20 protein-coding genes are annotated in these 23,817 nt (G+C 73.3%); 12 read left to right on the top strand and 8 right to left on the bottom strand.

What is annotated here, in order from left to right; all coding sequences use genetic code 11:
- Window positions 1–2 precede the first annotated feature (2 nt).
- From hppD to OG403_RS33060, 5 genes are read left to right on the top strand one after another with little or no spacing between them, the layout of a single operon-like run.
- Window positions 3–1,067: a 4-hydroxyphenylpyruvate dioxygenase gene (hppD, locus tag OG403_RS33080; protein ID WP_329570958.1), complete on the top strand. Its 1,065-nt coding sequence runs from the start codon at window positions 3–5 to the stop codon at window positions 1,065–1,067.
- Window positions 1,068–1,071: 4 nt separating this feature from the next.
- Window positions 1,072–1,974 carry a phytanoyl-CoA dioxygenase family protein gene (locus tag OG403_RS33075; protein WP_329570956.1) on the top strand — a complete coding sequence of 301 codons (903 nt, stop codon included), beginning with the start codon at window positions 1,072–1,074 and terminating at the stop codon, window positions 1,972–1,974.
- Complete coding sequence (locus OG403_RS33070) at window positions 1,971–2,957, top strand: thiamine pyrophosphate-dependent dehydrogenase E1 component subunit alpha (RefSeq protein WP_329570954.1); 987 nt, start codon at window positions 1,971–1,973, stop codon at window positions 2,955–2,957. Before OG403_RS33075 ends, OG403_RS33070 begins: the two co-directional genes overlap by 4 nt.
- Window positions 2,954–3,925: an alpha-ketoacid dehydrogenase subunit beta gene (locus OG403_RS33065; protein WP_329570952.1), complete on the top strand. Its 972-nt coding sequence runs from the start codon at window positions 2,954–2,956 to the stop codon at window positions 3,923–3,925. Before OG403_RS33070 ends, OG403_RS33065 begins: the two co-directional genes overlap by 4 nt.
- 32 nt (window positions 3,926–3,957) lie before the next feature.
- A complete protein-coding gene (locus OG403_RS33060; protein ID WP_329570950.1) occupies window positions 3,958–5,556 on the top strand; it encodes an AMP-binding protein in 1,599 nt (532 codons plus the stop codon).
- 20 nt (window positions 5,557–5,576) lie between these two features.
- Here the strand turns inward: OG403_RS33060 and OG403_RS33055 are convergent, their stop codons facing one another.
- On the bottom strand, window positions 5,577–6,380 hold the full coding sequence (locus OG403_RS33055) for a thioesterase domain-containing protein (protein ID WP_329570948.1): 804 nt from the start codon (window positions 6,378–6,380) through the stop codon (window positions 5,577–5,579).
- 108 nt (window positions 6,381–6,488) lie between these two features.
- Between OG403_RS33055 and OG403_RS33050 the strand changes: the two genes are divergently transcribed.
- Window positions 6,489–7,694, top strand: a complete 1,206-nt coding sequence (locus OG403_RS33050; RefSeq protein WP_329570946.1) for a cytochrome P450 — start codon at window positions 6,489–6,491, stop codon at window positions 7,692–7,694.
- A gap of 112 nt (window positions 7,695–7,806) precedes the next feature.
- Here OG403_RS33050 and OG403_RS33045 read toward each other — a convergent pair whose 3' ends face one another.
- Both OG403_RS33045 and OG403_RS33040 read right to left on the bottom strand, forming a co-directional pair.
- Window positions 7,807–7,947 (bottom strand): hypothetical protein, encoded by a 141-nt coding sequence (locus tag OG403_RS33045; protein ID WP_329570944.1) that lies wholly within the window; start codon window positions 7,945–7,947, stop codon window positions 7,807–7,809.
- A 164-nt stretch (window positions 7,948–8,111) separates the two neighbouring features.
- Window positions 8,112–9,440 carry a cytochrome P450 gene (locus tag OG403_RS33040; protein WP_329570942.1) on the bottom strand — a complete coding sequence of 443 codons (1,329 nt, stop codon included), beginning with the start codon at window positions 9,438–9,440 and terminating at the stop codon, window positions 8,112–8,114.
- A 283-nt stretch (window positions 9,441–9,723) separates the two neighbouring features.
- On the opposite strand from OG403_RS33040, the gene OG403_RS33035 reads away from it, so the two are divergent.
- The 4 genes from OG403_RS33035 to OG403_RS33020 all read left to right on the top strand — a co-directional run bounded on the left by OG403_RS33035 (window position 9,724) and on the right by OG403_RS33020 (window position 14,010).
- On the top strand, window positions 9,724–10,440 hold the full coding sequence (locus tag OG403_RS33035) for an SGNH/GDSL hydrolase family protein (RefSeq protein ID WP_329570940.1): 717 nt from the start codon (window positions 9,724–9,726) through the stop codon (window positions 10,438–10,440).
- A gap of 89 nt (window positions 10,441–10,529) precedes the next feature.
- Window positions 10,530–11,486 carry an alpha/beta hydrolase gene (locus tag OG403_RS33030; protein WP_329570938.1) on the top strand — a complete coding sequence of 319 codons (957 nt, stop codon included), beginning with the start codon at window positions 10,530–10,532 and terminating at the stop codon, window positions 11,484–11,486.
- A complete protein-coding gene (locus OG403_RS33025; RefSeq protein WP_329570936.1) occupies window positions 11,483–12,718 on the top strand; it encodes a cytochrome P450 in 1,236 nt (411 codons plus the stop codon). The genes OG403_RS33030 and OG403_RS33025 overlap by 4 nt, the downstream gene beginning before the upstream one ends.
- Window positions 12,715–14,010: an MFS transporter gene (locus OG403_RS33020; RefSeq protein ID WP_329570934.1), complete on the top strand. Its 1,296-nt coding sequence runs from the start codon at window positions 12,715–12,717 to the stop codon at window positions 14,008–14,010. The genes OG403_RS33025 and OG403_RS33020 overlap by 4 nt, the downstream gene beginning before the upstream one ends.
- Here OG403_RS33020 and OG403_RS33015 read toward each other — a convergent pair.
- The 3 genes from OG403_RS33015 to OG403_RS33005 form a co-directional block, all read right to left on the bottom strand.
- A complete protein-coding gene (locus OG403_RS33015) occupies window positions 13,993–14,640 on the bottom strand; it encodes a 4'-phosphopantetheinyl transferase family protein (RefSeq protein WP_329570932.1) in 648 nt (215 codons plus the stop codon). The genes OG403_RS33020 and OG403_RS33015 overlap by 18 nt on opposite strands.
- A 77-nt stretch (window positions 14,641–14,717) precedes the next feature.
- The gene (locus OG403_RS33010) at window positions 14,718–17,198 is read right to left on the bottom strand and encodes a SpoIIE family protein phosphatase (RefSeq protein ID WP_329570930.1); all 2,481 of its coding nucleotides are present in this window, start codon (window positions 17,196–17,198) and stop codon (window positions 14,718–14,720) included.
- A 106-nt stretch (window positions 17,199–17,304) separates the two neighbouring features.
- Complete coding sequence (locus tag OG403_RS33005; protein ID WP_329570928.1) at window positions 17,305–18,948, bottom strand: APC family permease; 1,644 nt, start codon at window positions 18,946–18,948, stop codon at window positions 17,305–17,307.
- A gap of 209 nt (window positions 18,949–19,157) precedes the next feature.
- Here OG403_RS33005 and OG403_RS33000 point away from each other — a divergent pair, with 209 nt between their 5' ends.
- Together OG403_RS33000 and OG403_RS32995 are read left to right on the top strand one after the other, a co-directional pair.
- Window positions 19,158–19,625 (top strand): MarR family winged helix-turn-helix transcriptional regulator, encoded by a 468-nt coding sequence (locus tag OG403_RS33000; protein WP_329570926.1) that lies wholly within the window; start codon window positions 19,158–19,160, stop codon window positions 19,623–19,625.
- Window positions 19,625–21,379 (top strand): MFS transporter, encoded by a 1,755-nt coding sequence (locus OG403_RS32995; RefSeq protein ID WP_329570924.1) that lies wholly within the window; start codon window positions 19,625–19,627, stop codon window positions 21,377–21,379. Before OG403_RS33000 ends, OG403_RS32995 begins: the two co-directional genes overlap by 1 nt.
- Window positions 21,380–21,741: 362 nt before the next feature.
- On the opposite strand, the gene OG403_RS32990 is transcribed toward OG403_RS32995, so the two are convergent.
- Entirely contained in the window at window positions 21,742–23,079 is a 1,338-nt protein-coding gene (locus OG403_RS32990) for a hypothetical protein (protein ID WP_329570922.1), read from the bottom strand.
- A gap of 129 nt (window positions 23,080–23,208) precedes the next feature.
- Window positions 23,209–23,799 carry a hypothetical protein gene (locus OG403_RS32985; protein WP_329570921.1) on the bottom strand — a complete coding sequence of 197 codons (591 nt, stop codon included), beginning with the start codon at window positions 23,797–23,799 and terminating at the stop codon, window positions 23,209–23,211.
- Window positions 23,800–23,817 lie beyond the last annotated feature (18 nt).

The raw sequence follows: 23,817 nt of genomic DNA, 5'->3' as shown, positions 1-23,817 counted from the left end.
CCATGAACATCCATCGGATCGACCATGTCGAGTTCTACGTCGCCCACGCCCCGGTGGCCGCGGCCGAACTCGTAGGCGCCTTCGGCTTCCAGGAGGAGCGCCACCCCGGCGAGGCCGCGCTGCCCGCCGGGCGGCACAGCGTCCTGCTGCGCCAGGGCAGCATCCGCCTGCTGCTCAGCTCCTCGGAGCAACCGGGCGACCCGGCCGCCGAGTTCGTCGCCCGACACGGGGACGGCGTGGCCGTGCTGGCGCTCGCCTGCGCCGACGCGCCGGCCGCCTACCGGCGCGCGGTGGCGGCGGGTGCCACCCCGCTGGCCGCACCGGCCGGTCACCTGGAGCATGGGCAGCAGGTGGTCACCGCCGCGGTCCGGGGTTTCGGCGACGTCGCGCTGCGCTTCGTCCAGCGCCCGGACCGCTCGGCGGTCCAGGGCTCGGCCGACGAGCCGCCCCAGGGGCTGCTGGTCGAGCTGGACCATGTCGCGATCTGCGTCCCGGCGGGCGAGTTGAAGAGCTCGGTGACGCTGCTGGAGCAGGCACTGGGGATGCGGCCGATCTTCCACGAGTACATCGAGGTGGGCTCGCAGGCGATGGACTCCACCGTGGTGCAGAGCGAGTCCGGCGAGGTGACCTTCACCCTGCTCGAGCCGGACAGCAGCCGCAGCCCCGGCCAGATCGACGGCTTCCTGGCGAAGCACCAGGGCGTCGGAGTCCAGCACCTGGCCTTCCGCACCGAGGACATCGCCCGCGCGGTGGAGACCTTCCAGCAGGCCGGGGTGCGTTTCCTGAGCACCCCGGGGGCCTACTACGACCTGCTGGGCGAGCGGTTGGGCGAGTGCGAGATCCCGCTGGAGACACTGCGCCGGCTGAACGTCCTGGTCGACCGCGACCACGGCGGCCAGCTGTTCCAGATCTTCACCTCCTCGGTCCACGACCGCCGCACCTTCTTCCTCGAGGTGATCGACCGGCGCGGCGCGCTCACCTTCGGCACCGCCAACATCAAGGCGCTCTACGAGGCCGTCGAGCGGATCACCGCCGCCGGCAACGTAGCCACTCAGCAGAGAAGGTGACACTGTGTCAGATTTTTCCCTGACCGAGGCCGAGCGGCAGCTGCTGCCCACCGACGAGGACGTCCGGTTCTACGCCGAGCACGGCTGGTACCTGTCGCGGCGGCTGCTGAGCGACGCGGAGCTGGCCGAACTGACCGACGCGAGCCAGGCGTTCTACGCCGGCGCCGAGGACCACCCGCTGCCGCTGCGCCCACCCCGGCTGGCCGACTGGCGGCCGAGCGACGGCGAGGTGCAGCGGCACAACGACTACATCGCTCGGCGCAGCGCGGCGATCGGCGCGATCCTGGGCAAGCCGCTGCTCGGCGCGGTGGCCGCGCGACTCGCGCAGGCGAGCGAGATCCGGCTGTTCCAGTCCACCCTGATCCTCAAGCCGCCGCGCCCGCAGGAGGCCAGCAACCTGGTCCCCTGGCACTGCGACCGCCACTACTGGCAGACCTGCTCCTCGGAGCGGATGCTCACCGCCTTCATCCCCTTCCACCACTGCGACGAGCGGCTGGGCACCATCACCATGGTGGACGGCAGCCACCGGTGGAAGGAGGTGGCCGGCGACGACTCCACCCGGCACTTCGCCGACCGCGACCGGGGCGAGCTGGAGCGGATCCTGGCCGAGACCGCCGCGTTCAACAACACCGAGGTGCGCAGGGTCCCGGTGGAGATCCCGGCCGGGCACGTCAGCTTCCACCACTGCCGCACCTACCACGGCAGCGGCCCCAACCTCGCCGACCGCCCCCGCCGGGCGATCTCGCTGCACCTGCAGGACGGTGAGAACCACTACCGCCGCTACCGCAAGGCGGACGGCGGCAAGGTGGTCTACAACCACGACGTCCTGGTCCGCGCGGACCAGCGGGGCGAGCCCGACTACGCCGACCCGGTCTACTGCCCGACGCTGTGGCGGTCCGCGCCGTGAACGAGACCGGCCCCGCCGCGCTCTACCGGTCGATGCGCCTGATCCGCTCCTTCGAGGAGCAGGCGCTGGCCTTGGTGCGCACCGGCGAGATCATCGGCGGCACCCACCCGTACATCGGCCAGGAGGCCGTCGCGGTCGGCGTCTGCGCGGCCCTCGGCCCGGACGACCAGCTCACCAGCACCCATCGCGGCCACGGCCACGTGCTCGCCAAGGGTGCCGAACCGCGCCGGATGCTGGCCGAGTTGACCGGGCGGCAGACCGGGCTGAACCAGGGCCGGGGCGGCTCGATGCACGCCGCCGACCTGACCCTGGGCATCCTGGGCGCCAACGGCATCGTGGGCGCCGGGGCGCCGATCGCGGCCGGGGCGGCCTGGGCGGCGCTGCGCCAGGGCAGCGGCCGGGTGGTGGCGAGCTTCTTCGGCGACGGCGCGCTCAACCAGGGGGTGCTGCTGGAAACCCTCAACCTGGCCGGGCTGTGGCGGCTGCCGGTCCTCTTCGTCTGCGAGAACAACGGCTACGCCACCACGCTCCCCGTCGAGGCCGCGGTCGCCGGCAGCGCGCTGGGCCGGGCCGCCGCCTTCGGCATCCCGGCCGAGCAGGTGGACGGCATGGACGCGGCCGCCGTCCACGCGGCGGCGGCCCGCGCGGTGGCCCGCGCCCGCACCGGCCAGGGGCCGAGCTTCCTGGAGTGCCGCACCTACCGCTACGAGGGCCACCACACCATGGAGCGCCGGATCCGGCTGCGCTACCGCAGCACCGAGGAGGTCGAGGCCTGGCGGGCCCGCGACCCGCTGGAGCGCACCGCCGGTCTGCTGGCCGCCGGCCAGCGCGCGGCGATCGACCAGGAGATCGCCGAACTGATCGCCGAGGCGGTCGAGTTCGCACTGGCCGGCCCGCACCCCGACCCGGCCGAGGCGCTCAAGTACCTGTACGCCGACGGCCTGCTCCCCCGCCCCGGCCACCCGGTGGAGGTGGCCCGGTGACCAAGCTCTCCTACGCCAAGGCGCTCAACCGCGCGCTGGCGGACGAGTTGGCCCGCGACAGCGGCGTCTGCGTCTTCGGCGAGGACCTGGGCGCGGGCCTGTCCGGCCTCACCCCCGGCCTGCGGGACCGGTTCGGCGCCGAGCGGGTGGTCGACACCCCGCTCTCCGAGCAGGCCTTCAGCTCGCTCGCCCTCGGCGCCGCGCTGGCCGGGATGCGCCCGGTGGTGGAGTTCCAGATCCCCTCGCTGCTCTTCCTGGTCTTCGAGCAGATCGCCAACCAGGCGCACAAGATAAGCCTGATGACGGGTGGTCAGATCAGCGCGCCGGTCACCTTCGTGGTCCCGGGCTCCGGCTCCCGGGCGGGCTGGGCGGGCCAGCACTCGGACCACCCGTACAGCCTCTTCGCCCATGTCGGGGTGAAGACCCTGCTGCCGGCCACCCCGACGGACGCCTACGGGCTGCTGGTCTCGGCGATCCGCGACCCGGACCCGGTGGTGCTCTTCGGCCCCACCGGCGCGATGGGCGTGCGCGAGGACGTCACCGGCGAGTTGCTCCCGGTGCCGATCGGCGCGGCCCGGCTGCACCGGGCGGGCACCGACGTCACGGTGGTGGCGGCCGGCCACCTGGTCCATGAAGCCCTGGCGGTGGCCGAGGAGTTGGCGCCCGAGGTGTCGGTGGAGGTGTTCGACCCGCGCACCCTCTACCCGTTCGACTTCGCGGCGCTGTTCGCCTCGGTCGGGCGGACCGGGCGGCTGGTGGTGGTGGACGACTCCAACCGGATGTGCGGCCTGGCCGCCGAGGTGATCACCGCCGTGGCCGAGCAGGGGATACCGCTGCGCGCCGCGCCGCGCCGGGTGACCCGCCCGGACGGCGCGGTACTGCCCTTCGCGATCGGTCTGGACCGGGCGGTGCAGCCCGACCGCGAGCAGCTGCGGGCCGCCGTCCTGGCCGCCGTGCAAGCGAACTGACAGTCCATCACAGAGAGAAGGAAGTGGCAGAGATGACCGACCAGCCGACCCCCAACTACGTCGAGCAGGCCCTGAAGCTGTTCGCCGGATGCGGCGACAGGGAGGCCGTGGTCTACGGCGAGGAGCGGCTGAGCTACGCCGAGTTCCGCGCCCTGGTGCTGCGGCTGGCGGCCACCCTGCGCCGCCAGGGGGTGCGTCCCGGAGCCGGGGTGGCGATGCAGGTGCGCAACCGCCCGGAGTCGATCGCGCTCCAACTGGCCCTGCACCTGCTCGGCTGCCGCACGGTCTGGATCGCCGGCTACGCCCCGTACCGCGAGCAGGCGGAGTTCGTCGAGCTGGCCAAGGTCGAGGTGCTGATCTACGAACCGGCCCGCGCGGACAAGCTGGTCGATGAACTCAGCAGCCGCACCGAGCCGTTGCAGCTGCTCTGCGTCGGCCCCGACGGCGCCGGCCCCGACCTGCTGGCAGCCGCCGCCGAGGAGGAGCCGGAGTTCGTCCGCGAGCCCGGCACCCCGGAGCCGTCCTCGCTCTTCTACACCGGCGGCACGGCGGGCAAGGCCAAGCTGGTCCACCACGAACACCGCTTCTTCCTCGCCCTGCTGGCCGCCGCCGGCTACTACCGCTCGATCGGCGAGCTGGGCATGCGCCACCTGTCCACCACCGGGTTCGTGCACGTCAGCGGGCAGATGCCGGTGCTGCTGACGCTCTGCGAGGACGGCACGGTCTTCCTGGCCGACGGGGTCGACCTGCCGGTCTTCCTGGCGACCGTCACGCGCGAGCGGGTGACCAGCGTCTTCATCTCCCCCGCCCGGCTCTCCGAGTTGCTGGACAGCGACCTGCTGGACGACCCGCAGACCGACACCAGCAGCCTGCGCTACCTGAACACCGGCGGCGGCCCGGTCTCGCCGACCCGTCTGGCGCAGGCGATCGAGCGGCTCGGCCCGGTGCTGCGCCCGGTCTACGGGCTGAGCGAGATGCCGCTGGTGGCCGACCAGCCGTTCATGGTCAACGACCCCGAGCACCCCGAGCGGCTGGCCTCGGTCGGGCGCCCGTTCGCCGACGCCCGGGTGCAGATCCTCGGCGAGAAGGGCGAGGTGCTGCCGGTCGGCGAGGTGGGCGAGGTCTGCGCGGCCGGCTCGCTGATGATGTCCGGCTACTGGAACCAGCCGGAGATGACCGAGGAGGCGCTGGTCGACGGCCTGCTGCACACCGGCGACCTGGGCTACCTGGACGAGGACGGCTACCTCTACCTGGTGGACCGCAAGAAGGACATGCTCATCACCACCGTGGGCGCGGCCAACGTCTACACCCGCCCGGTCGAGGACGTCCTCACCGCGCACCCGCAGGTCCGCGAGGCCGCCGTGATCGGGGTGCCGGACGAGAGCTGGGGCGAGGTGGTGCACGCCTTCGTGGTGCCGTCGCCCGACGGCGAGTTGGACCGGCCGGAGCTGGTCGCGGAGCTGAAGGCGCGGGTCGAGGCGGCGCTGACGGAGTATCACGTGCCGCGCGGCGTGGAGTTCGTGGACGCGCTGCCGCGCACCGCCATCGACAAGATCGACAAGGTGGCGCTGCGGGCCCGGCACGGCCTGGACCCGCAGCGCCGCACGATCGCCCCGCTGGCGCCCCGGTGAGCGGTGGTCCGGCCGGCGCCTCAGAGCCGCGCCGCGAGCAGCCGGCCGATCTGTTCGGCCGGCTCCTTGCGGAGCAGCAGGCGGTGCTCGGTGGGCAGGTCGTGCGCCTCGATCGCACCGGTGACGTAAGGCGCCCAGTCCGTGGCCGAGTTGAACGGCGCGGTGCGCTCCTGGGCGGCCCGCACGAACAGCACGTCGCCGTCCAGCCGCGGCGGGGTGTAGCGGCGGCGCAGCGCGATGTGGTGCAGGAAGACCCGCAGCACCGCCTCCAGCCGCCAGTCGGGCAGGCTCGCCAGCAGGTGCCCGCCGCCGAGCAGGATCGCCGCCGCCCGCCGTTCGTCCAGCGGCGCGCCGTCCGCCTGGAGCAGGCTCGCCGGGTCACAACCGGCGTTCTCCAGCAGGGTGGTGAGGTACTCGTGGTCGCTGGGCTCGCGCTCGGGGTGCCCAGGGTCGTAGGGGTAGCAGTCGAGCAGCGCGAGCAGCGCGACCTCCTCACCGGCCGTGCGCAGCAGGTGGGCCATGGCGTGCGCGACCAGGCCGCCGAAGGACCAGCCGAGCAGCCGGTAGGGGCCGCGCGGCTGCTCGGCGCGCACCAGCCCGGCGAACCGCTCGGCCAGCTCCTCGATGGAGCCGGGCAGCTGGTCGGGCTTGCTCAGACCCTCGGCCTGCAGCGCGACGATCCGCCGGCCGGGCAGCTGCGGGCCGAGCGCGAGGTATTCCCAGGAGATTCCGGCGGCCGGGTGGACACACCACAGCGGATCTCCGGTACCGGGGACGAGTTCGACCGACACATCGAATCCGGGGGTGGTCGGCTTATTCACCATCAGAACGCTCCCTGAACCAGTGGACGGATATCTCCGGAAATCATTGCGCACCGGACGGCAATCCCGCACTAGCCGTCCCGACAATTTCTTACCGAACCGGTGGAGACGATGGCCGATCAAGAGCTCGACGCATTTCCGTTCCCGCTGCAGCCGGACGAGTTCGGCACCTCCTTCCGGCAGCACCAGCGCCGCCGGGCCGAGTGCCCGCTCGGCGAGGTGGCGCTGCCCAGCGGCGACGCCGCCCACCTCGTGGTGGCCTACCAGGACGTCGCCCGGGTGCTGCGCGACCGCCGCTTCAGCCGCAACCTGCGCTACCCCGGCGCGCCCCGGATGGTCCGCGAGGCGGACATGAACGACAACCCGGACGCGATCATCAACCACGACCCGCCCGAGCACACCCGGTTCCGCCAGGTGATCCAGAGCGCCTTCAGCCCCAGCCAGGAGGCGCGCTGGCGCCCGATCGTGCAGGGCATCGTGGACGGGCTGCTGGACGGGATCGAGGCCGCCGGGCCACCCAGCGACCTGGTCGCCGACTTCGCCGGGGTGCTGCCGATCTCGGTGATGTGCGCGCTGGTGGGCGTGCCGGCCACGGACTGGCAGCTGTTCCACGACTGGACGGCGGTCTTCTTCGCGGTCGACCCGGCCACCCTGGACGAGCGGCTGCGGGCCAACCGCGAGTTCGTCGGCTACGTCCGCGAGTTCCTGGAGCAGCGGCGCAAGCAGCCCGGCGATGACCTGGTGGACCTGCTGGTGACGGCCCGCGACGCCGAGGGCAGGCTCTCCGAGGGCGAGCTGCTGCAGCTGATCTCGGCGCTGCTGATCGGCGGCCAGGAGAACACCGCCTCCTCCCTGGCCCGCGGCGTCCTGGCGCTGCTGCGCTTCCCCGAGCAGTGGCAGGCGCTCTGCGCGGACCCGGAGCTGACCGGCCCGGCGGTCGAGGAGGTGCTGCGCTTCGAGGTGCCGAGCGAGGGCGCGTTCCTGCGGGTGAGCACCGAGCAGGTGGCGCTGTCGGCCGGCTCGGTGGCGCCGGGGCGGGCCGTGCAGGTCTCGGTGCCCGCCGCCAACCGGGACCCGGCGGTGTTCCCCGATCCGGAGCGCTTCGACATCACCCGCCCGGCCAACCCGCACCTGACCTTCGGGCTGGGCGCGCACTTCTGCCCCGGGGCGCCGCTGGCCCGGCTGGAGCTGACCATCGCGCTGCGCGCCCTGGCCGACCGCTTCCCCGGGCTGCGACCGGCCGTCGAGCCGGCGGATCTGCGCTACGGCGAGGGGAACCTGATCCACCCGCTGCTGAGCCTGCCGGTGACCTGGTAGGCCGCCGACAGGGCCTGAGACACAGCCCAGGGCCGACGGTCACCGAATCCTCGATTCGGTGACCGCCGGCCCGGCACACTCAGGCCCTGGCGGACCTGGGGTCACCCCGTCGTCAGTTCTCGACCACGTTGGTGGACTCGGCAACCTTGTTCGACTCGGCCACGTTGGTCTCGGCCACGAACTCGGCGACCTTGTTCGACTCGGCGACGAACTCGGCCACGGCCGGCTTCGGGGACTCGGTCACACGGGACATTGCGGCACCTCCGATCAAATAGCGGAACTCTCGCCGAAATGTTCGGCGGAGCAATTTCAAGATAGCGGGGAGTTGCCGTCCTGCCTAGCCGGATAAACCGGACACCGGCTTGATCAATTGCGTATTGACGTCCGGTGAGCGGTTCCGGTATTTCTCGTCCGGCGTCAGCGCAACGCCACCGGGAAATAGCCGAAACCGCGCAGCACCATGCCCCGGCGCACCGCCGCACCGGCCGGCCGCAGGCCGGGGAACCGGGTCAGCAGGCCCGGCAGGAAGGCGGCCGACTCGATCCGGGCCAGCGGCGCGCCCAGGCAGTAGTGCATGCCGCCGCCGAAGGAGACCGAGGCGGTCCCGGTCCGGGTGATGTCGAAGCGGTCGGGATCGGGGTACCGCTGCGGGTCACGGTTGGCCGCACCCAGCAGTCCGACCACCAGCGAGCCCGCCGCCACCTCGATCTGATTGATCGTCAGATCCTCACCGGCCACCCGGGCCAGGATCTGGATCGGCGCGTCGTAGCGCATCGCCTCCTCCACCGCACCGGGGGCCAGCGCGGGATCGGCGCGCAGCAGGTCCGCCTGCTCGGGGTGGGCCAGGAACGCGGCGGTGGCGTTGACCAGGTGGTTGACCATGGTGTCCACCCCGGCCATGAAGAGCAGCAGCAGGGTCTGCAGCAACTCCGCCTCGCTCAGCCCGCCGTCCTCGTCGCGGATCGCCACCAGCGCGGAGGCCAGGTCCTCGGTGGGCTGCTTGCGGCGCTCGGCGACCAGTTCCCCGAAATAGCCCATCAGCACCTCCGCGCCCCGGTCGGCAGCGGTCAAGGAGCCCTCGTCCACGGTGAGTTCGACCACCTGCATCATGGCCGACATGGAGTCCAGGAGCAGCCCCCGGTCCGCCTCGGGGACGCCGACCAGGGCCCCGATCACCGAGACCGGCAGCGAACGGGCCAGCAGCGCCTGCAGATCCACCGTGCCGCCGTCCGCACCGGCCTCGGCGATGGCGTCCAGCGCCTGGCCGGCCAGCCGCTCCACCTCGGGGCGCAGCGCGGCCAGCCGGCGGGCCATGAACGCCCCGCTGACCAGGCGGCGCAGCCGGGTGTGGTCCGGCGGGTCGCGGAACAGCATCGCCTCGATGGTGGCCACCTTGCCGGGGCGCTCGCGCCAGCCCGGGGAGACCCGGTCCATCCAGTCCGGCCCCTGGGCCCGGAAGGCGGGGTCGCGGACCAGCTCCACGCAGTCCTGGTACCCCGTCAGGAAGACCTGCCCGCGCCCGGTCCGGCAGACCGGTGCCAGCGCGCGGAGTTGGCGGTAGACGGGGTACGGGTCGGCCCGCCCCTCGGCGGTGCCCAGCAGCGCGAGCAGCTGCTCGGGGTTCGGCGAGGGACTGGACGAAGGGCTGGACGAGGGACTGGACGAGGGACTGGGCGAGGGACTGGGCGAAGGGCTGGACGAGGGACTGGGCGAGGGGCTCGACCCGCCGCTCTGATCAGGTTCCATGCCCATCATTGGGCCTCCTGTCTCGGGGTCCTGGGGGTCCACGCCGGGCCATTCTGGGGTCCGGCGCGCGGCGCCGTCGAGAGAGCCGGCCGACGAGCCGGAGCGCGGGACTCCGGCGGCGGGGCCTGCTGAGATCCATCTTGGCTGCTGGGAACCGGTACTGACGATCAGTTCGGCTCATACCGTTGCCGAGCGCTCCATGGCCACCGTATGGTCTCGTCAGCAGCCCTCGGACGATGATCTCGCCCGCGCGCCGATTTCACGAAGGGATCGGGTTCGAGCCATGCCTTCTGACCTGCCAGCTCCCCCCGACTCGCCAACTCCGGCCAGTGAAGCGGACGATCCGTACTGCCTGGCCGCCGCCGAGGCCGCCCGACTGCTGGCCGAGCACCCCTGGCGCCGGTTCGCGGTGCTCGGCGACAGCGTGGCCGAGGGCCTGGGCGAGCCCACCCCCGGTTATCCGACCCAGCCCTGGGCCGAGCGGATCGGCCTCGAACTGCGGCTGGTCGAACCACAGTTGGTATACCTCAACCTGGGCTGGCGGAACACCCCGGCGGCCAAGGTGCGGGCCACCCAGCTGCCCGAGGCGCTGGCCTTCCGCCCGGACCTCGCGCTGGTCGCCTGCGGCGGCTTCGACCTGCTGCGGCCGGTCTACGACGCCGAGGCGGTGACCGGCGAACTGCGCACGATCGTCGGCACGTTGCGCGGGCAGGGCACCGAGGTGCTCACGGTCGGCATGTTCGACGGCTCGCTCTCGCCGCTGGTACCCGAGCAGTTCCGCGCGACGCTGCGCGAGCGGCTGCACGGTCTCTCCGAGCGCACCGCCGACCTGGCGGCCGAGCTCGGCGCCATGCACGTCGACCTCACCTCCCACCCGGCCTCCGTGCGCCGGGACATCTACAGCAGCGACGGGCGGCACGGCAGCGGTCGCAGCCACGCCATCGCCGCCGCCGAGTCGGTGCGCCGGCTCGGCCGGCGCCTGGGCCGCACCGACCGCTGAACCGCCGAGCGCCGAACCACCCGAGCTCCGAACCACCGAACCACCGAGCGCCGAACCGCGCACCAGCGCACCCCGACCCGGAGAGCCCGATGCCACTCGATCCACAGGTCCAGGCGCTGCGCGAGCGGCGCGCCGCCTCGGCCGCCCCGCCGCTGTACGAAATGAGCGTCGAGCAGGCCCGCGAGGCCGACCTGGCCGACATCAGGGAAGCCGCCGGTGACCCCGAACCCGTCGCCCGGGTGACCGAGTTGGCGATCCCCGGCCCCGGCGGCCCGCTCACCCTGCGGGTCTACCGGGCAGCCGGTGCGGCACCCCAGCCGGTGCTGCTCTACCTGTTCGGCGGCGGCTGGACGCTCGGCACCATCGACACCAGCGACGCCATCTGCCGCGCCCTGACCAACGCGGCGGGCTGCACCACCGTCGCGGTGGGCTACCGGCTGGCCCCCGAACACCCCTTCCCGGCAGCCCTGGAGGACTGCTGGACCACCGCGCGCTGGCTGGCCGACCACGCGGGCGAGCTGGGCGGCGACCCGTACCGGCTGGCCATCGGCGGCGACAGCGCGGGCGGCAACCTGGCCGCCGCCGTCACCCTGCTCGCCAAGGAGCGCTCCGGCCCGGCGTTCACCCACCAGTTGCTGGTCTACCCCAACACCGACCAGTTGGCCGACACCCCCTCGCGCCGCGCGAGCACCGACCCACTGCTCTTCAACCACCGCTCGGTGGCCTGGTACTGGTCGCACTACCTGGCCGACCCCGAGGACGGCCGCGACCCGCTGGCCTCCCCGCTGCTGGCCAAGGACCTGTCCGGACTGCCGCCCGCCACCGTGCTGACCGCCGAGTACGACCCGCTGCGCGACGAGGGCGAGTTGTACGCCGAGCGGCTGCGCGAGGCCGGCGTCCCGGTCCACCTCACCCGCTACCCCGGCATGGTGCACGGCTTCTTCGCCATGTCCGGCGTGCTGGACGGCGGCCGGGCCGCCGTCCAGCAGGCGGCCCAATGCCTGCGCAAGGCTTTTGACGGAGCGTCAGGAGTGAGACTGCCGTGACCACCCCGGACCCCGTCGCGCAGGCGCTCGCCGCGCTGCGCACCCCGCAGGGCAGCGCCGACCCCTACCCGCACCTGGCGGTGCTCCGGGAGCTCTCCCCCGTGCACCCGACACCGGGCGGCGGTGTCCTGCTGACCCGCTACGAGGACTGCGTCGCGATCACCCGCGATCCCGGCTTCCACGCGCAGAACGCCGCCTGGATGGACACCCGGCGTCCCGACTGGCGCGCGCACCCCGGCCTGCGGGCCACCACCGAGTCCTTCCTCTTCCTCGACCCGCCCGAGCACACCCGGCTGCGCAAGCTGGTGGCCGGCGCCTTCACCCAGCGCCGGGCCGTGGCGCTGCGGGAGTTCATCACCGGCCTGACCGGACGGGTGCTCGATCGGATCGCCGACGCCGGCGCGGACGGCTCGGCCGTCGACCTGCACGAGATCCTCGCCGCCCACCTGCCGATCGGGGTGATCGGCCAGGTACTCGGCGTCCCCGAGCAGGACCAGCCCGCGCTGCGCGAACCCTTGGAGGGCCTGCGGCTCGCGGTGGACGGCGGCGGGGTCGAGGAGCACCTGGCCCGGATCGACGCGGCCGGCCTGGCGCTGACCGGCTACTTCGGCTCGCTGGCGGCGCGGCGGCGCCGCGACCCCACGGACGACGTCACGTCGACGCTGGTCGCCGCCATGGCCGCCGGGCCGGACAACCCGCAGCCGCTGACCCAGGACGAGTTGGAGCAGACCCTCACCCTGGTGTTCAGCGCCGCCATCGAGAGCATGGTCGACACCCTGCTCAACGGCCTGGCCGCGCTGCTCGCCCACCCCGGCCAGGCCGACCTGCTGCGCGCCGATCCGGCGCTGGTCGGCGGCGCGGTGGAGGAGATGCTGCGCTACGACACCCCGGTGCAGGGGATGGCCCGGGTGGCCGCCAAGGAGACCGAGATCGCCGGGGTGCCGGTGGCGGCCGGCGGGGCCGCGGTGCTGATGCTCGGCGCGGCCAACCGCGATCCAGCGGCCTTTCCCGACCCGGACACCTTCGACCTCACCCGCACCGGCGGCGCCACCGTGCTCTCCTTCGGCGGCGGGGTGCACCACTGCCTGGGCGCGCCGCTGGCCCGGATGCAGGCCGCCGTCTTCTTCCCCGCCCTGCTGGCCCGCTTCCCCCGCCTCGCGGCGGCCGGCGCGCCGGTGCGGCGCGGCACGGTGCTGCGCGGCTTCTCCGACTTCCCGGTCACACTGCGGTGACGGCCGACCAGGCCGACCAGGCCGATCAGGTCGCCGACGTCCAGCAGCGGCCGGCGCCCCCGCCGCTACGCCGCAACCTCGACTTCAACCTGCTCTGGAGCGGCCAGGCGGTCTCCGCGCTCGGCACCCAGATGTCGGGCATCTGCTACCCGCTGCTGGTGCTCTCCGCCACCGGCTCGGCCGCCCAGGCCGGGCTGGTCGGCGGTGCCACGCTGGCCGGCAGCCTGCTGATGCTGCTGCCGGCCGGCGTGGTGGCCGACCGCTACCCCCGCAAGCGGCTGCTGCTGATCACCTCGGTACTGCAACTGCTCGCGGTGGGCAGCGTGGTGCCCGCCGTGCTCAGCCATCACGTCTGGCTGGCGCACCTGATGCTGGTGGGGGTGGTGCAGGGCTGCTCCTCGGCGTTCTTCATGGGCGCCAGCCGGGGCGCGGTGCGCCGGATCGTCCCCTCCGAGCAACTGCCGCAGGCGATGGCGCTGACCCAGGCCCGCGGCCAGGCCGCCGCGATGATCGGGCCACCGGTGGGCGGCGCGCTCTACGGGGTCGCCCAGTCGCTGCCGTTCCTGCTCGACGCCCTGTCGTTCGGCGCGATCACCCTCACCTCGGCCCTGGTACGCGGCTCGCTCGACCCCGAACCCGACCCGGACGCGGGATCGGCCGGCCGGCCCCGCGAGCCGATCGGCCGGCTGGTCACCGCGGGCACCCGGTACGTGCTGGGCAATCCGACGCTGCGGATGTACGCGCTCTGGGCGGCGGCCGTGAACGCGGTGGCGGCCGGCATGCTGCTGATGGTGATCGTGCTGGCCCGCGGCCGGGGCGCGAACGCACCCGAGGTCGGCGCGCTGGTCTCGGCCAGCGCGCTCTGCGGGCTGGCCGGCTCGCTGCTCGGGCCGCGCCTGGTGAAGCTGTTCGGCGGCCGGCTCTGGGTGCTGGTCACCTCCTGGCTGCTGCCGACCTGCGCGGTGGGGATCGCCTTCTCCCCGTGGGTCTGGCTGATGGCGGTGCTCGGCGCGCTGACCACCTTCACCGTGATGCCCGCGGTGATCGTCTTCCAGGTGCAGGCCACCCGGATCACCCCGGACAACCTCCAGGCCCAGACCGGCAACGCGATCCAGCTCTTCGGCTCCAGCCTCAGCTGGCTGGCCCCCTCGGTCTTCGGCCTGCTCGCCGACTCGGCGGGAGCCCGCACCGCGATCCTGGTCGCCGCCGCACTGTACGGCGCCACAGCGCTCTGGCTGCAGGGCAATCGAGCCCTTCGCGGCTTTGACGAAACGTCAGTTTCCGTCCATTAGCCGCACGTTCAAACCGACCGCCGTCCGGGTCGCCACCGCCAGCATCAGCTGTTCCGTCACCGGCCAGGCGACGGAGGCCACTTCGCGCTCCGCCGGGATCTCGGCGCACGGCCCGGACGGCCAGCGGTCCGGCGCCGCGACCGGGCGCAGCAGCCCCCTGCCGCCGCCCAACCCCTGGCCGCGCGCCTTGGCCAGCGCCTCCTTCTGGGTCCACAGCCAGAGGAAGGCCGCCGAGCGCTGCCCGGGCTCACGTTCGGCGATCCAGGCCGCCTCGGCCGCCGGAAACCAGCGCCGGGCCAGCGCCTGGTGAGCGACCGGCCGGATCGGCTCGACGTCCACGCCGAGCCCGGCCACCCCGCTCCCGGCCGCCACCGCGATCACCCCATGGACATGGCTGATGCTGACGGCCACGTCCAGCGCCCCATCAGCCCCGTGGACCACCGGCTGCCCCGAGCCCGCCCGCACCAGCCGCAGCCGATCCACCGCCACCCCGGCCCGCTCGGCCGCCAGCTCCAGCGCCAACTCCCGCGCCTTCGCCCGCTCCGGACCCGCCACCCGGACCACCCGCACCGCCACCACCGGCCGCTCGGCCACCGCCACCGCCACCGCCACCCACCCTCGACCCGCCATCCGCCGGAAGCACCGAACTGGCCTTCCCTGTCAGGGCATTGTGGCAGCACGGCAGCACCACGTCACCAGCGCGCGGGCTACCCGCCCGGCAGCTCCTGCTCGGTCCAGATCGTCTTCCCCGAAGCGGTGTACCGGCTCCCCCACCGGTTCGTCAGCTGCGCCACCAGGTAGAGCCCGCGCCCGCCCTCGTCGGTCAGCCGGGCCCGGCGCATTCGCGGCTGGGTGCTGCTGCCGTCGGAGACCTCGCAGGTCAGCGTGTCCGCGCGGATCAGCCGCACCACCACCGGGCCGCCCGCGTAGCGGATCGCGTTGGTCACCAGCTCGCTGAGCACCAGCTCGGTGGTGAAGGCCAACTCGGCCAGGCCCCAAGCCTCCAGAGTCGTGGTGGCGTCCTCGCGGACCTTGGCCACCGCGGCCGGTTCGGGCTCCACCGACCAGACGGCGGTGTCCGCCGCCGCGACGGCCTTGGTGCGGGCCAGCAGCAGGGTGACGTCGTCCTGCAGCCGGGTCGGCGGCAGACCGGCGATGATCCGCTGCCCCGCCTCGGGCAGCGGCAGTTCCTGGGCCAGCACCACGGTCAGCCGCCGGGTCAGCTCGGCCATCCCGGCGTCGATGTCGCCCTCGCCGCGCTCGATCAGGCCGTCGGTGTAGAGCGCCAGCACGCTGCCCGGCTCCAGCAGCACCCTGACCGACTCGAACGGCAGCCCGCCGACGCCCAGCGGCGGACCCGGCACCACCGGCAGGAACTCGGTGCTGCCGTCCGGGTGCGCGACGGCGGGCGGCGGATGCCCGGCGCTGGCCACGGTGCAGGTGCGCGCCACCGGGTCGTAGACGGCGTACAGGCAGGTGCCGCCGAAGGAGGCGGCCTCGGGCCCCGACCGCCGGGCCCCGCCCTCCTCGGTCACCGGCTCGGCCACCACGCCGTACCGGGACGGGTGCAGGCCGTCGGCCTCCTCGTCCTCCTCGTCGTCGGCCGCCAGCGCCGCCTCCACCAGCAGCTGGGCCACCAGGTCGTCGAGGTGGACCAGCAGCTCGTCGGGCTCCAGGTCCAGGTCGGCCAGGGTGCGCACGGCGGTGCGCAGCCGGCCCATGGTGGCGGAGGCGTGCAGACCGTGCCCGGTGACATCGCCGACCACCAGCGCCACCCGGGCCGAGGAGAGCGGGATGACGTCGAACCAGTCACCGCCCACCCCGCCGATGGTGTCGGTGGGCAGGTAGACGCTGGCGGTGCTGACGGCGGCGACCGAGCGCACGGCCGGCGGCAGCAGGCTGCGCTGCAGGCCGATCGCGGCCCGGTGCTCGCGGGTGTAGCGGCGGGCGTTGTCCAGGCTGAGCCCGGCCCGGGCGGCGACCTCGCGCAGCAGCGCGCGGTCCTCCTCCTCGTAGGCGTCCTTCCAGCGGTCGCGGCGCGCGCTGATCCGGCCGAGCAGCACACCGCGAGCGGTCAGCGGCGCGGTGATCTGCCAGGGCTCGGCGAGGTCGCCGAGCCCCCCGATCTCCTCCCGGCCGTCCGGACCGACCAGCACCGTCTCGCCGTCGGGACCCACCAGCACGGTGTTCCCGACCGGCGGCGCCGACTCGGGCGGACCCGCCACGGCGGTGCGGCGCAGCAGCAGCCGCCCGTTCGGGTCGGGGGTGGGCTCCGCACCACTGAACACGGCGGCGGCGACCTCCACGACGACCACGTCGGCGAAGCTGCCGATCAGCGCCTCGGCGAGCTGGTTGGCGCTGTCGGTGACCGAGAGCGAGCGGCCGCTGGCGGCGGTGACCTGGTGCAGCAGGGCCAGCCGGCGCCGGGTCCGGTACTGCTCGGTGATGTCGTTGAACAGCGCGGTGAGCCCGATCACCTCGCCGTCGGCGCCCTGCAGGCGGAAGGCGGAGATCGCCATCATCCGTCCGCCGCGCGGGTCTATCACCGTCCTGGCCAGCTCCTCGGCGAGCACCAGCGGCTTGCCGGTCTCCATCACCTCCCGCAGGTGCTGCTCCACGGCGGCGGCGTCCGAGGGCTGCAGGAAGTCGGCGAGCCGGCGTCCGCTGAGGGTGATCGGCATGCCGGAGTAAGGCAGCAGGTGGGTGTTGGTGCGCACGATCCGCAGGTCCCGGTCGAAGACCACCAGGCCGAACCGGTCCTGCAGGAAGAGCTCACGGGTGAAGGCCTGGTCCTGGCGCCAGCGGTCGGCGGTGGCCGAGGGGGCGCCGAGCACCACGTACCGAGCGGCGGCGCGCTCCCCGCCGGCGGCACTGCGCAGGGCCAGCAGCCGGACCTCCAGGTCGAGCAGCCGGCCGTCCCCCGCGCGCACGCTCACCCGCCCGGCCCAGGCCGCGCCGACCTCGCGCTCCTCCTGCGGTTCGGCCGCCCGCGCCGCTCCGGCCGGCTCCAGCGGGTCCTCGGGCTCCAGCGGACCGGCGAGCAGCTCGCGGACCGGACGACCGCGCAACACGCCGATGGGAAGGGCGAGCAGCGCCTCGGCCGCCGCCGTGCAGTCCAGGATCCTGCCACCGCCGTCGACCAGCACCCCTGCCACACCGTCGAGGAAAGGGAAGCGGGAGTCGTCCATACCGTCCACCTCGCCCGGTCATGCCCTCCCCTCATCCTCCACCGCGAGGCCGCCGTCGGCGTCCCGGCACTCCGCAGGGCCACCGACTTTCGCTCCCTGACGACGTTCAGTGACCGCCCGCGTCCAGCAGCTCGACATCGGCGATGTTGCGCTCGATGTCCTCGGCCGGCAGCGCCACGGCCATCGCCCAGTAGTAGATGACCAGCGAGAAGCCGGCGATCACCGCCATGTCCCACCAGAGCGGCAGGTTCTTCTGGGCCCCGGCCCCGAACTGGCCCTGCCAGGAGGTGAGCCCCAGTCCCACCAGGTAGACCGGCAGCCACTGCCCGGCCCGGAAGTCCATCCGGGGCGCTCGCGGCAGCCCCTTGACCCGGGCGTAGGCCGCGTACGAGCCGAGCAGCAGGTAGCCGATCAGGATGGAGGCGCCGAGCCGCCACAGGGTGTCCCAGCCGGCCCAGTAGATGACCAGGCCCGCGACGATGAAGGCGAGCGGCGAGATGACCTCCCCGGCCGGCAGCCGGTAGGGCCGCTCCAGGTCGGGGAAGCGCTTGCGGAACACGCCGAAGGCCAGCGGCGCGCCCGCGTACATCAGCACCACCGCCGAGGTGATGAAGCTGACCAGCTTCTGCCAGCTGGGGAACGGCAGGAAGCAGAGCACGCCGGCCACGAAGGCGATCAGCAGGCCGATCCACGGCACCGCCCGCCGGTCGGTGGCCTGCAGCGTCTCCGGCGCGTAGCCGTTGCGGCTGAGGCCGTAGGTGATCCGGGAGCTGGAGGTGATGTAGACCAGACCGGTGCCGGCCGGGGAGATGATCGCGTCGATGTAGAGGATGGTGGCGAACCCGCCCAGGCCGATCAGGGTGGCGAGCCCCGCGAACGGGCCGCTGATCCCCTGGTAGGTGAGCGCGCCCCAGCCACCGGTGATCGCGGAGTTCGGCACGGCGCCGATGAAGACCACCTGGAGCATCAGGTAGACCACGCTGCCGATCAGCACCGAGCCGAGCACCGCGCGCGGGATGTCCCGGCGCGGGTGGGTGCTCTCCCCGGCCCACTGGATCGCCTGCTCGAAGCCGAGCAGTGCGAAGATCACCCCGCTGGTGCTGATCGCCGACAGCACGCCGCGGGCGCCGAACGGCGCGAAGCCGTGCGAGCTGAAGTTGTGGCCGTGGAACTCGGTGGCGGCGAAGATCAGGATGGTCAGCACCGGGATGGCGACCTTCCACCAGGTGGCCGCGCTGTTGGTGCGGGCCAGCCATTTGACGCCGAGGAAGTTGATCGCGACGAAGATGGCGAGCAGCAGGGCCGCCACCGCGAAGCCCGAGGCGGTCAGCGTCGAGTCCTTCGGGTGCTGCAGGCCGTCCGCCCAGCTCCAGTGCCGGGCGTAGCCGATCATCGCCTGCACCTCGATCGGCGCGATGGTGGCGGCCTGCAGCCAGGTGAACCAGCCGAAGGACATGCCGGTGAAGCCGCCGAAGGCGTAGTGCGGGAAGCGCGCGGTGCCGCCCGCCACCGGGAAGAGGCCGCCCAGCTCGGCGTGGACCAGGGCGAGCAGCACGATGGCGACCGTACCGACGACCCAGGAGATCAGCGCGGCGGGCCCGGCCGCCCGGACGGCCTTCTCGGCCCCGAACAGCCAGCCGGAGCCGATGATCGCGCCGACCGAGGCCCAGAGCAGGCCGATCATGCCGACCTCGCGGCGCAGGGCGTGCCGGGGGGACGAACGCTGGGGCGCCGGCGCGGGCGTTGCCATGGCTGCGGCCTCTCGGATGAGGGTGGGTATCGCTCCCGACGCTGCCGCAGGTGCGGTGCCGGTCGGTGGCTGCGGGCCCGCGACACGGCGGTGCCGCCAGCCGTCCGGCCTAATCGGCCGACTGCGGCCGACTGCGGCCCGATCGGATGGGGCGCAGTCGGGGCGGTGGGGGTAGTTACATCGGATTGATTAAGCTATTGTTATTACTTATGCAGACCACATCACCACTCCCGGCCGGGCCACCGCCCGGAGACGATCCGGAAGAGCTGGCCGTCGCCCTGCGGCTGATCGTGGGCCGGATCGCCCGCCGGGCGCGCCAGGCCCACGCCTCTGGCGACCTGGCCCACTCCGAGGTGTCCGTACTGGTCCGGCTGGACCGGGAGGGCGCGAACTCGCCCGGCGCACTCGCCGAGCTGGAGCGGGTGCGCCCGCAGGCGATGGCGACCACGCTGGCCGGGCTCGAGGAGCTCGGCCTGGTGAGCCGCCGACCGGACGCCAGCGACGGCCGCCGCGCGATCCTGACGATCACCGAGGCGGGCCGCCAGGTGCTCACCGAGCGGCGCTCGGAATCCGTACGGCTGCTGGCCGGCGCGCTGGGCACCGAGTTCACGCCCGCCGAACGGCAGCAACTGGGCGCCGCGCTGCCGCTGCTCGAGCGCCTCTCGGAGCGGCTGTGATGACGGCCACCGCGATACCCCGGACGCCGGAGCGCAACGACCGCTACAAGTGGGTCGCGCTCTCCAACACCACGATGGGCGTGCTGATCGCGACCATCGACGGCTCGATCGTGATCATCTCGCTGCCCGCGATCTTCCGCGGCATCGGCCTGGACCCGCTGGCCCCGGCCAACATCGGCTACCTGCTCTGGATGATCCTCGGCTACACCCTGGTCACCGCGGTGCTGGTGGTCGCGCTCGGCCGGCTCGGCGACATGTTCGGCCGGGTCCGGATGTACAACCTGGGCTTCGCGATCTTCGCCGCCGCCTCCCTCGCCCTCTCGCTCGATCCGCTCAAGGGCGGCAGCGGCGCGCTCTGGCTGATCGGCTTCCGGGTCGTGCAGGCCGTCGGCGGCTCGATGCTGACGGCGAACTCGGCGGCGATCCTCACCGACGCCTTCCCGGCCCGGCAGCGCGGCATGGCGCTGGGCATCAACCAGATCACCGCGCTGATGGGCATGTTCCTCGGCCTGCTGGTCGGCGGCCTGCTGGCCACCATCGACTGGCGCGCGGTCTTCTGGGTCAGCGTGCCGGTCGGCGTGCTGGGCACCTTCTGGTCCTACCGCAGCCTGCGCGAGACCGGCACCCGCCGACCGGGCCGGATCGACTGGGTCGGCAACCTGACCTTCACCGGGGGCGCGGCCTGCCTGCTCGCCGCGATCACCTACGGCATCCAGCCCTACGGCGGCCACGCCACCGGCTGGACCAACCCCTGGGTGCTGGCGGGCCTGGCCACCGGCGTGGCACTGCTCACCACCTTCTGCGTCGCGGAGACCCGGATCGCCGAACCGATGTTCCAGCTGCGCCTGTTCAAGATCCGCGCGTTCGCCGCCGGGAACCTGGCGGCGCTGCTGATCGCGATCGCGCGCGGCGGCATGCAGTTCATGCTGATCATCTGGCTGCAGGGCATCTGGCTGCCGCTGCACGGCTACTCCTTCGAGCGCACCCCGCTCTGGGCGGGCATCTTCATGCTGCCGCTGACCGTCGGCTTCCTGCTCGGCGGCCCGATCTCCGGCTACCTCTCCGACCGGTTCGGCGCGCGGCTCTTCGCCACCAGCGGGCTGACCCTGGTGGCCGCCTCCTTCATCGGCCTGATGCTGCTGCCGGTCGACTTCCCCTACCCCGCCTTCGCGGCGCTGCTGCTGGTCAGCGGGTTGGGTCAGGGCATGTTCTCGGCGCCGAACACCTCGGCGATCATGGGCAGCGTGCCGCCGGAGCAGCGCGGGGTGGCCTCCGGGATGCGCTCCACCTTCCAGAACTCCGGCACCGCGCTGTCGATCGGGCTGTTCTTCTCGCTGATGATCGTCGGCCTGGCCGGCTCGCTGCCGCACGCCCTGCAGACCGGCCTGACCGCCCAGCAGGTGCCGGCCGCGACAGCGCACCAGGTGGCCGGACTGCCCCCGGTGAGCACGCTCTTCGCCACCTTCCTCGGCAACAACCCGATCAGCCACCTGCTCGGCCCCAGCGGCGTGCTGCCCACCCTGCCCGCCGCCAACGCGCAGACGCTGACCGGCGACCGGTTCTTCCCCGAGCTGGTCTCCGGACCGTTCCACCACGGCCTGGTCACCGTCTTCAGCGCCGCCGCGCTGCTGGCCCTGATCGGCGCGCTCGCCTCGGCACTGCGCGGCCCGAGCGCCAAGAGCGGGCAGGTCGAGGACCCGCGGCAGCACCCGGACCGGGCCGACTCCGAGCGGGCGGCGCGTCTCGGCCGCTGAGCGCGCGGGCGGATGTGCACACCGGCGTTGACCGCCGACGACCGGCAGCCACCGGTCGGCGGCGGTCAGCGCCGGATGATACGCCCTGGGGCCAGCTGAAATGAACGCAATGCGGAATCAGGCCCATGCCTGTTGCTTTGCCAGGGGCCCCGTGCCAGGCTCATCCCAGCCTGCAGAGCGCGACACGAACGGTCCCCGGATGGATCGCCACGCCCGCCACCGGGGCTACGGATATCGCCCAGCCACCAGCTCCCGCCCCCGGTTGCCGGCGGCTGTCCGACACCGTGTTCGCCGGCCTGGACCGGGGCACTTTCCCCTGCCCGGTCCAGGCCGCCGACGCGGGATCGGGCCCGAGGACGGGCTCAGACCCCCGGGCCGGCGGGCGGGACGGGAATCCCCGCCTGCTCCGCGAGCGTCCGGGCCAGGCCCTCGCGACGGATCCGCCGGTCGACGTAGAGCAGCCCGTCGGCCAGCGGCGAGAGCGACGCGGTGAGCACCATCGCCAGGCCCAGGCCCAACAGCGTGAAGGCGACGCAGAACAGCACGCCGAAGACCGAGGGGTCGCCCTGCACGGTGTTCCCGTACTGGTCCACCTGCTGGTTCATGGTGAACCCCAGTCCCAGTGCGCCGATCACCCAGAGCGGTCCGACGACCAGCTGACCGGCGAAGGATCCGATCATGCGGATCACATAGGGGATGCCCAGACTGCGCCACCAGGCCCCCTCGTTGAGCTTCCAGGCACGGCGGATCGCGGCCAGCGGGCGCCGGTCCTCCAGCACCAGCACCGGGACCAGCAGGGTCAGCCGCACCCCGGCGTAGCCGCCGAGCCCCAGGACCACCAGCAGCATGATCGCCGCCAGCACGCCGAACACGGCGGCGCTGCCGGTCAGCAGCCCGAGGACGGTGCCCGGCAGCAGCGCGACCAGCACCGCGCCGAGCCCGGTCAGCCAGAGCAGCGCCTGGGCACCGAGCACCCGCCAGAGGAAGGGACCGGTCTGCGACCAGAGCTGACCGGCCGTCACCGGGCGGCCGAGCACGGCATGCCGCAGCACCGCCGCACTGGACACGCTCGCCACCAGCGACAACGCCACGAAGCAGAGCAGCAGGAGCAGCACGCCGAGGACGACCAGCACGCCGAAGGTGACCGCCTGCCCGTGCGTGGGATCGGCGCCGGGCTGGTCCCGCAGCTCCTGGAAGGTGTCCGCGGTCAGCAGGTAGCCGACCAGGCCGTACACGGTGAACAGGGCGACGGCGCCCGCCAGCACGCCGAGCAGTGGCAGCAGCAGCGGCTTGGCGTACCGGCGCAGGGTGGTGAAGACGCCGCTGAGCACCTCGCCGACGCTGAGCGGGGCCAGCGCTATCACGCCGGGCTTGGGCGGCGCGGGCCGAAAACCCCAGCCGGCTCCGGGAGGCGGCCAGCCGCCCTGGTAGGGGCCACCGCCCTGGTAGGGGCCACCCTGCCAGCCACCCTGGTACGGGCCCTGATAGGGCGGCGGTGGCGGGTACGGCCCCGAGGCACCCGGCTGGTCACTCGCCTGGTCGTTCACGTGGCCGTTCGCCTGGCCGTTCGCCTGCTCACTCGGCCGGTCACTCATCTGGTCACTCGGCCGGTCGCTCGACGGCGCGCTGCCGGTCTGCTGCCCGGCGTCAGGCCGGCCGGCGTCCGGGTCCGGCGCCCGCCACACGTCATCGACGCTCATGTTCCGACTTCCCCCTGTGCTCCTCGGTGCCGCTCAGTGCCGCTGCACCCCGCGGACCAGGCACGTTCGGCCCGCGGAGCCCAGAGCGTACGGGAGCGCCACCCGGCGGACGCCGTCGGGGGCGGGCGGTCAGCCGGTGCTGTACCAGTCCCAGGGCAGTTGCCCGTGGTCCGGCAGTTGCGGCTCACGGGAGCTGATGGTGATCAGCGGGCGGTCCTTCCAGACGGTCGCGTCATTGGAGCGGCGGCACAACTCGGTGCGCGCGTGATCGGTGTTGGCTACCAGCACCAGGACCGTCGCCTTGCGCAGCCGCTCGAAGACAGCCGGATCCGGGTCGTCCAGAGCGGCCCGCAGCCGGGCCCGGTCGGCCAGCCGCAGTCGGCCCCGGTCCCCGTACCCGAGCGGCCTGACCTCGGCGGTGGTCCTGGCCAGGGCGCGCGGCAGCGTCAGCAGTGGCAGCAGGGTGGGGATCCGGCCCGGGTCGGTGACCCCCTCGCCTTGCGCCGCACGGTAGACGGCCAGGCCGAGCAGGGTCCGCACCGCCTCCAGGTCGGCGTCGGCCACCCTGGGGTCGTATCTGGCCGCCCAGTTGGTCAGCCCACGGGCCCAGTACATGGCCACGTCCAAGGCGGCCGCCTTGCCCATCAGCGCGGCATCCACCTCCCACCACCAGTGCGGATCGCCCTCGGCCGCCTCGATGGCCGGCTCCAACTCGTGCACAGCCCCACCTCGCTCCCG

It is taken from the genome of Kitasatospora sp. NBC_01266 (genome assembly GCF_036242395.1).
Classification (GTDB): domain Bacteria; phylum Actinomycetota; class Actinomycetes; order Streptomycetales; family Streptomycetaceae; genus Kitasatospora.
The sequence above is the reverse complement of the archived record's forward strand: the minus strand, read 5'-3'. Positions and strand labels throughout refer to the sequence as shown.

Bases quoted from the DNA above. Each gene is read 5' to 3' on its own strand.
- OG403_RS33000 (WP_329570926.1), top strand. From the start codon at position 19,158: ATGCAGACCACATCACCACTCCCGGCCGGGCCACCGCCCGGAGACGAT.
- hppD (WP_329570958.1), top strand. From the start codon at position 3: ATGAACATCCATCGGATCGACCATGTCGAGTTCTACGTCGCCCACGCC.
- OG403_RS32995 (WP_329570924.1), top strand. From the start codon at position 19,625: ATGACGGCCACCGCGATACCCCGGACGCCGGAGCGCAACGACCGCTAC.
- OG403_RS33035 (WP_329570940.1), top strand. From the start codon at position 9,724: ATGCCTTCTGACCTGCCAGCTCCCCCCGACTCGCCAACTCCGGCCAGT.
- OG403_RS33030 (WP_329570938.1), top strand. From the start codon at position 10,530: ATGCCACTCGATCCACAGGTCCAGGCGCTGCGCGAGCGGCGCGCCGCC.
- OG403_RS33015 (WP_329570932.1), bottom strand. From the start codon at position 14,640: ATGGCGGGTCGAGGGTGGGTGGCGGTGGCGGTGGCGGTGGCCGAGCGG.
- OG403_RS32990 (WP_329570922.1), bottom strand. From the start codon at position 23,079: ATGAGCGTCGATGACGTGTGGCGGGCGCCGGACCCGGACGCCGGCCGG.
- OG403_RS33060 (WP_329570950.1), top strand. From the start codon at position 3,958: ATGACCGACCAGCCGACCCCCAACTACGTCGAGCAGGCCCTGAAGCTG.
- OG403_RS33010 (WP_329570930.1), bottom strand. From the start codon at position 17,198: ATGGACGACTCCCGCTTCCCTTTCCTCGACGGTGTGGCAGGGGTGCTG.
- OG403_RS33050 (WP_329570946.1), top strand. From the start codon at position 6,489: ATGGCCGATCAAGAGCTCGACGCATTTCCGTTCCCGCTGCAGCCGGAC.
- OG403_RS33005 (WP_329570928.1), bottom strand. From the start codon at position 18,948: ATGGCAACGCCCGCGCCGGCGCCCCAGCGTTCGTCCCCCCGGCACGCC.
- OG403_RS33045 (WP_329570944.1), bottom strand. From the start codon at position 7,947: ATGTCCCGTGTGACCGAGTCCCCGAAGCCGGCCGTGGCCGAGTTCGTC.
- OG403_RS33055 (WP_329570948.1), bottom strand. From the start codon at position 6,380: ATGGTGAATAAGCCGACCACCCCCGGATTCGATGTGTCGGTCGAACTC.
- OG403_RS33040 (WP_329570942.1), bottom strand. From the start codon at position 9,440: ATGGAACCTGATCAGAGCGGCGGGTCGAGCCCCTCGCCCAGTCCCTCG.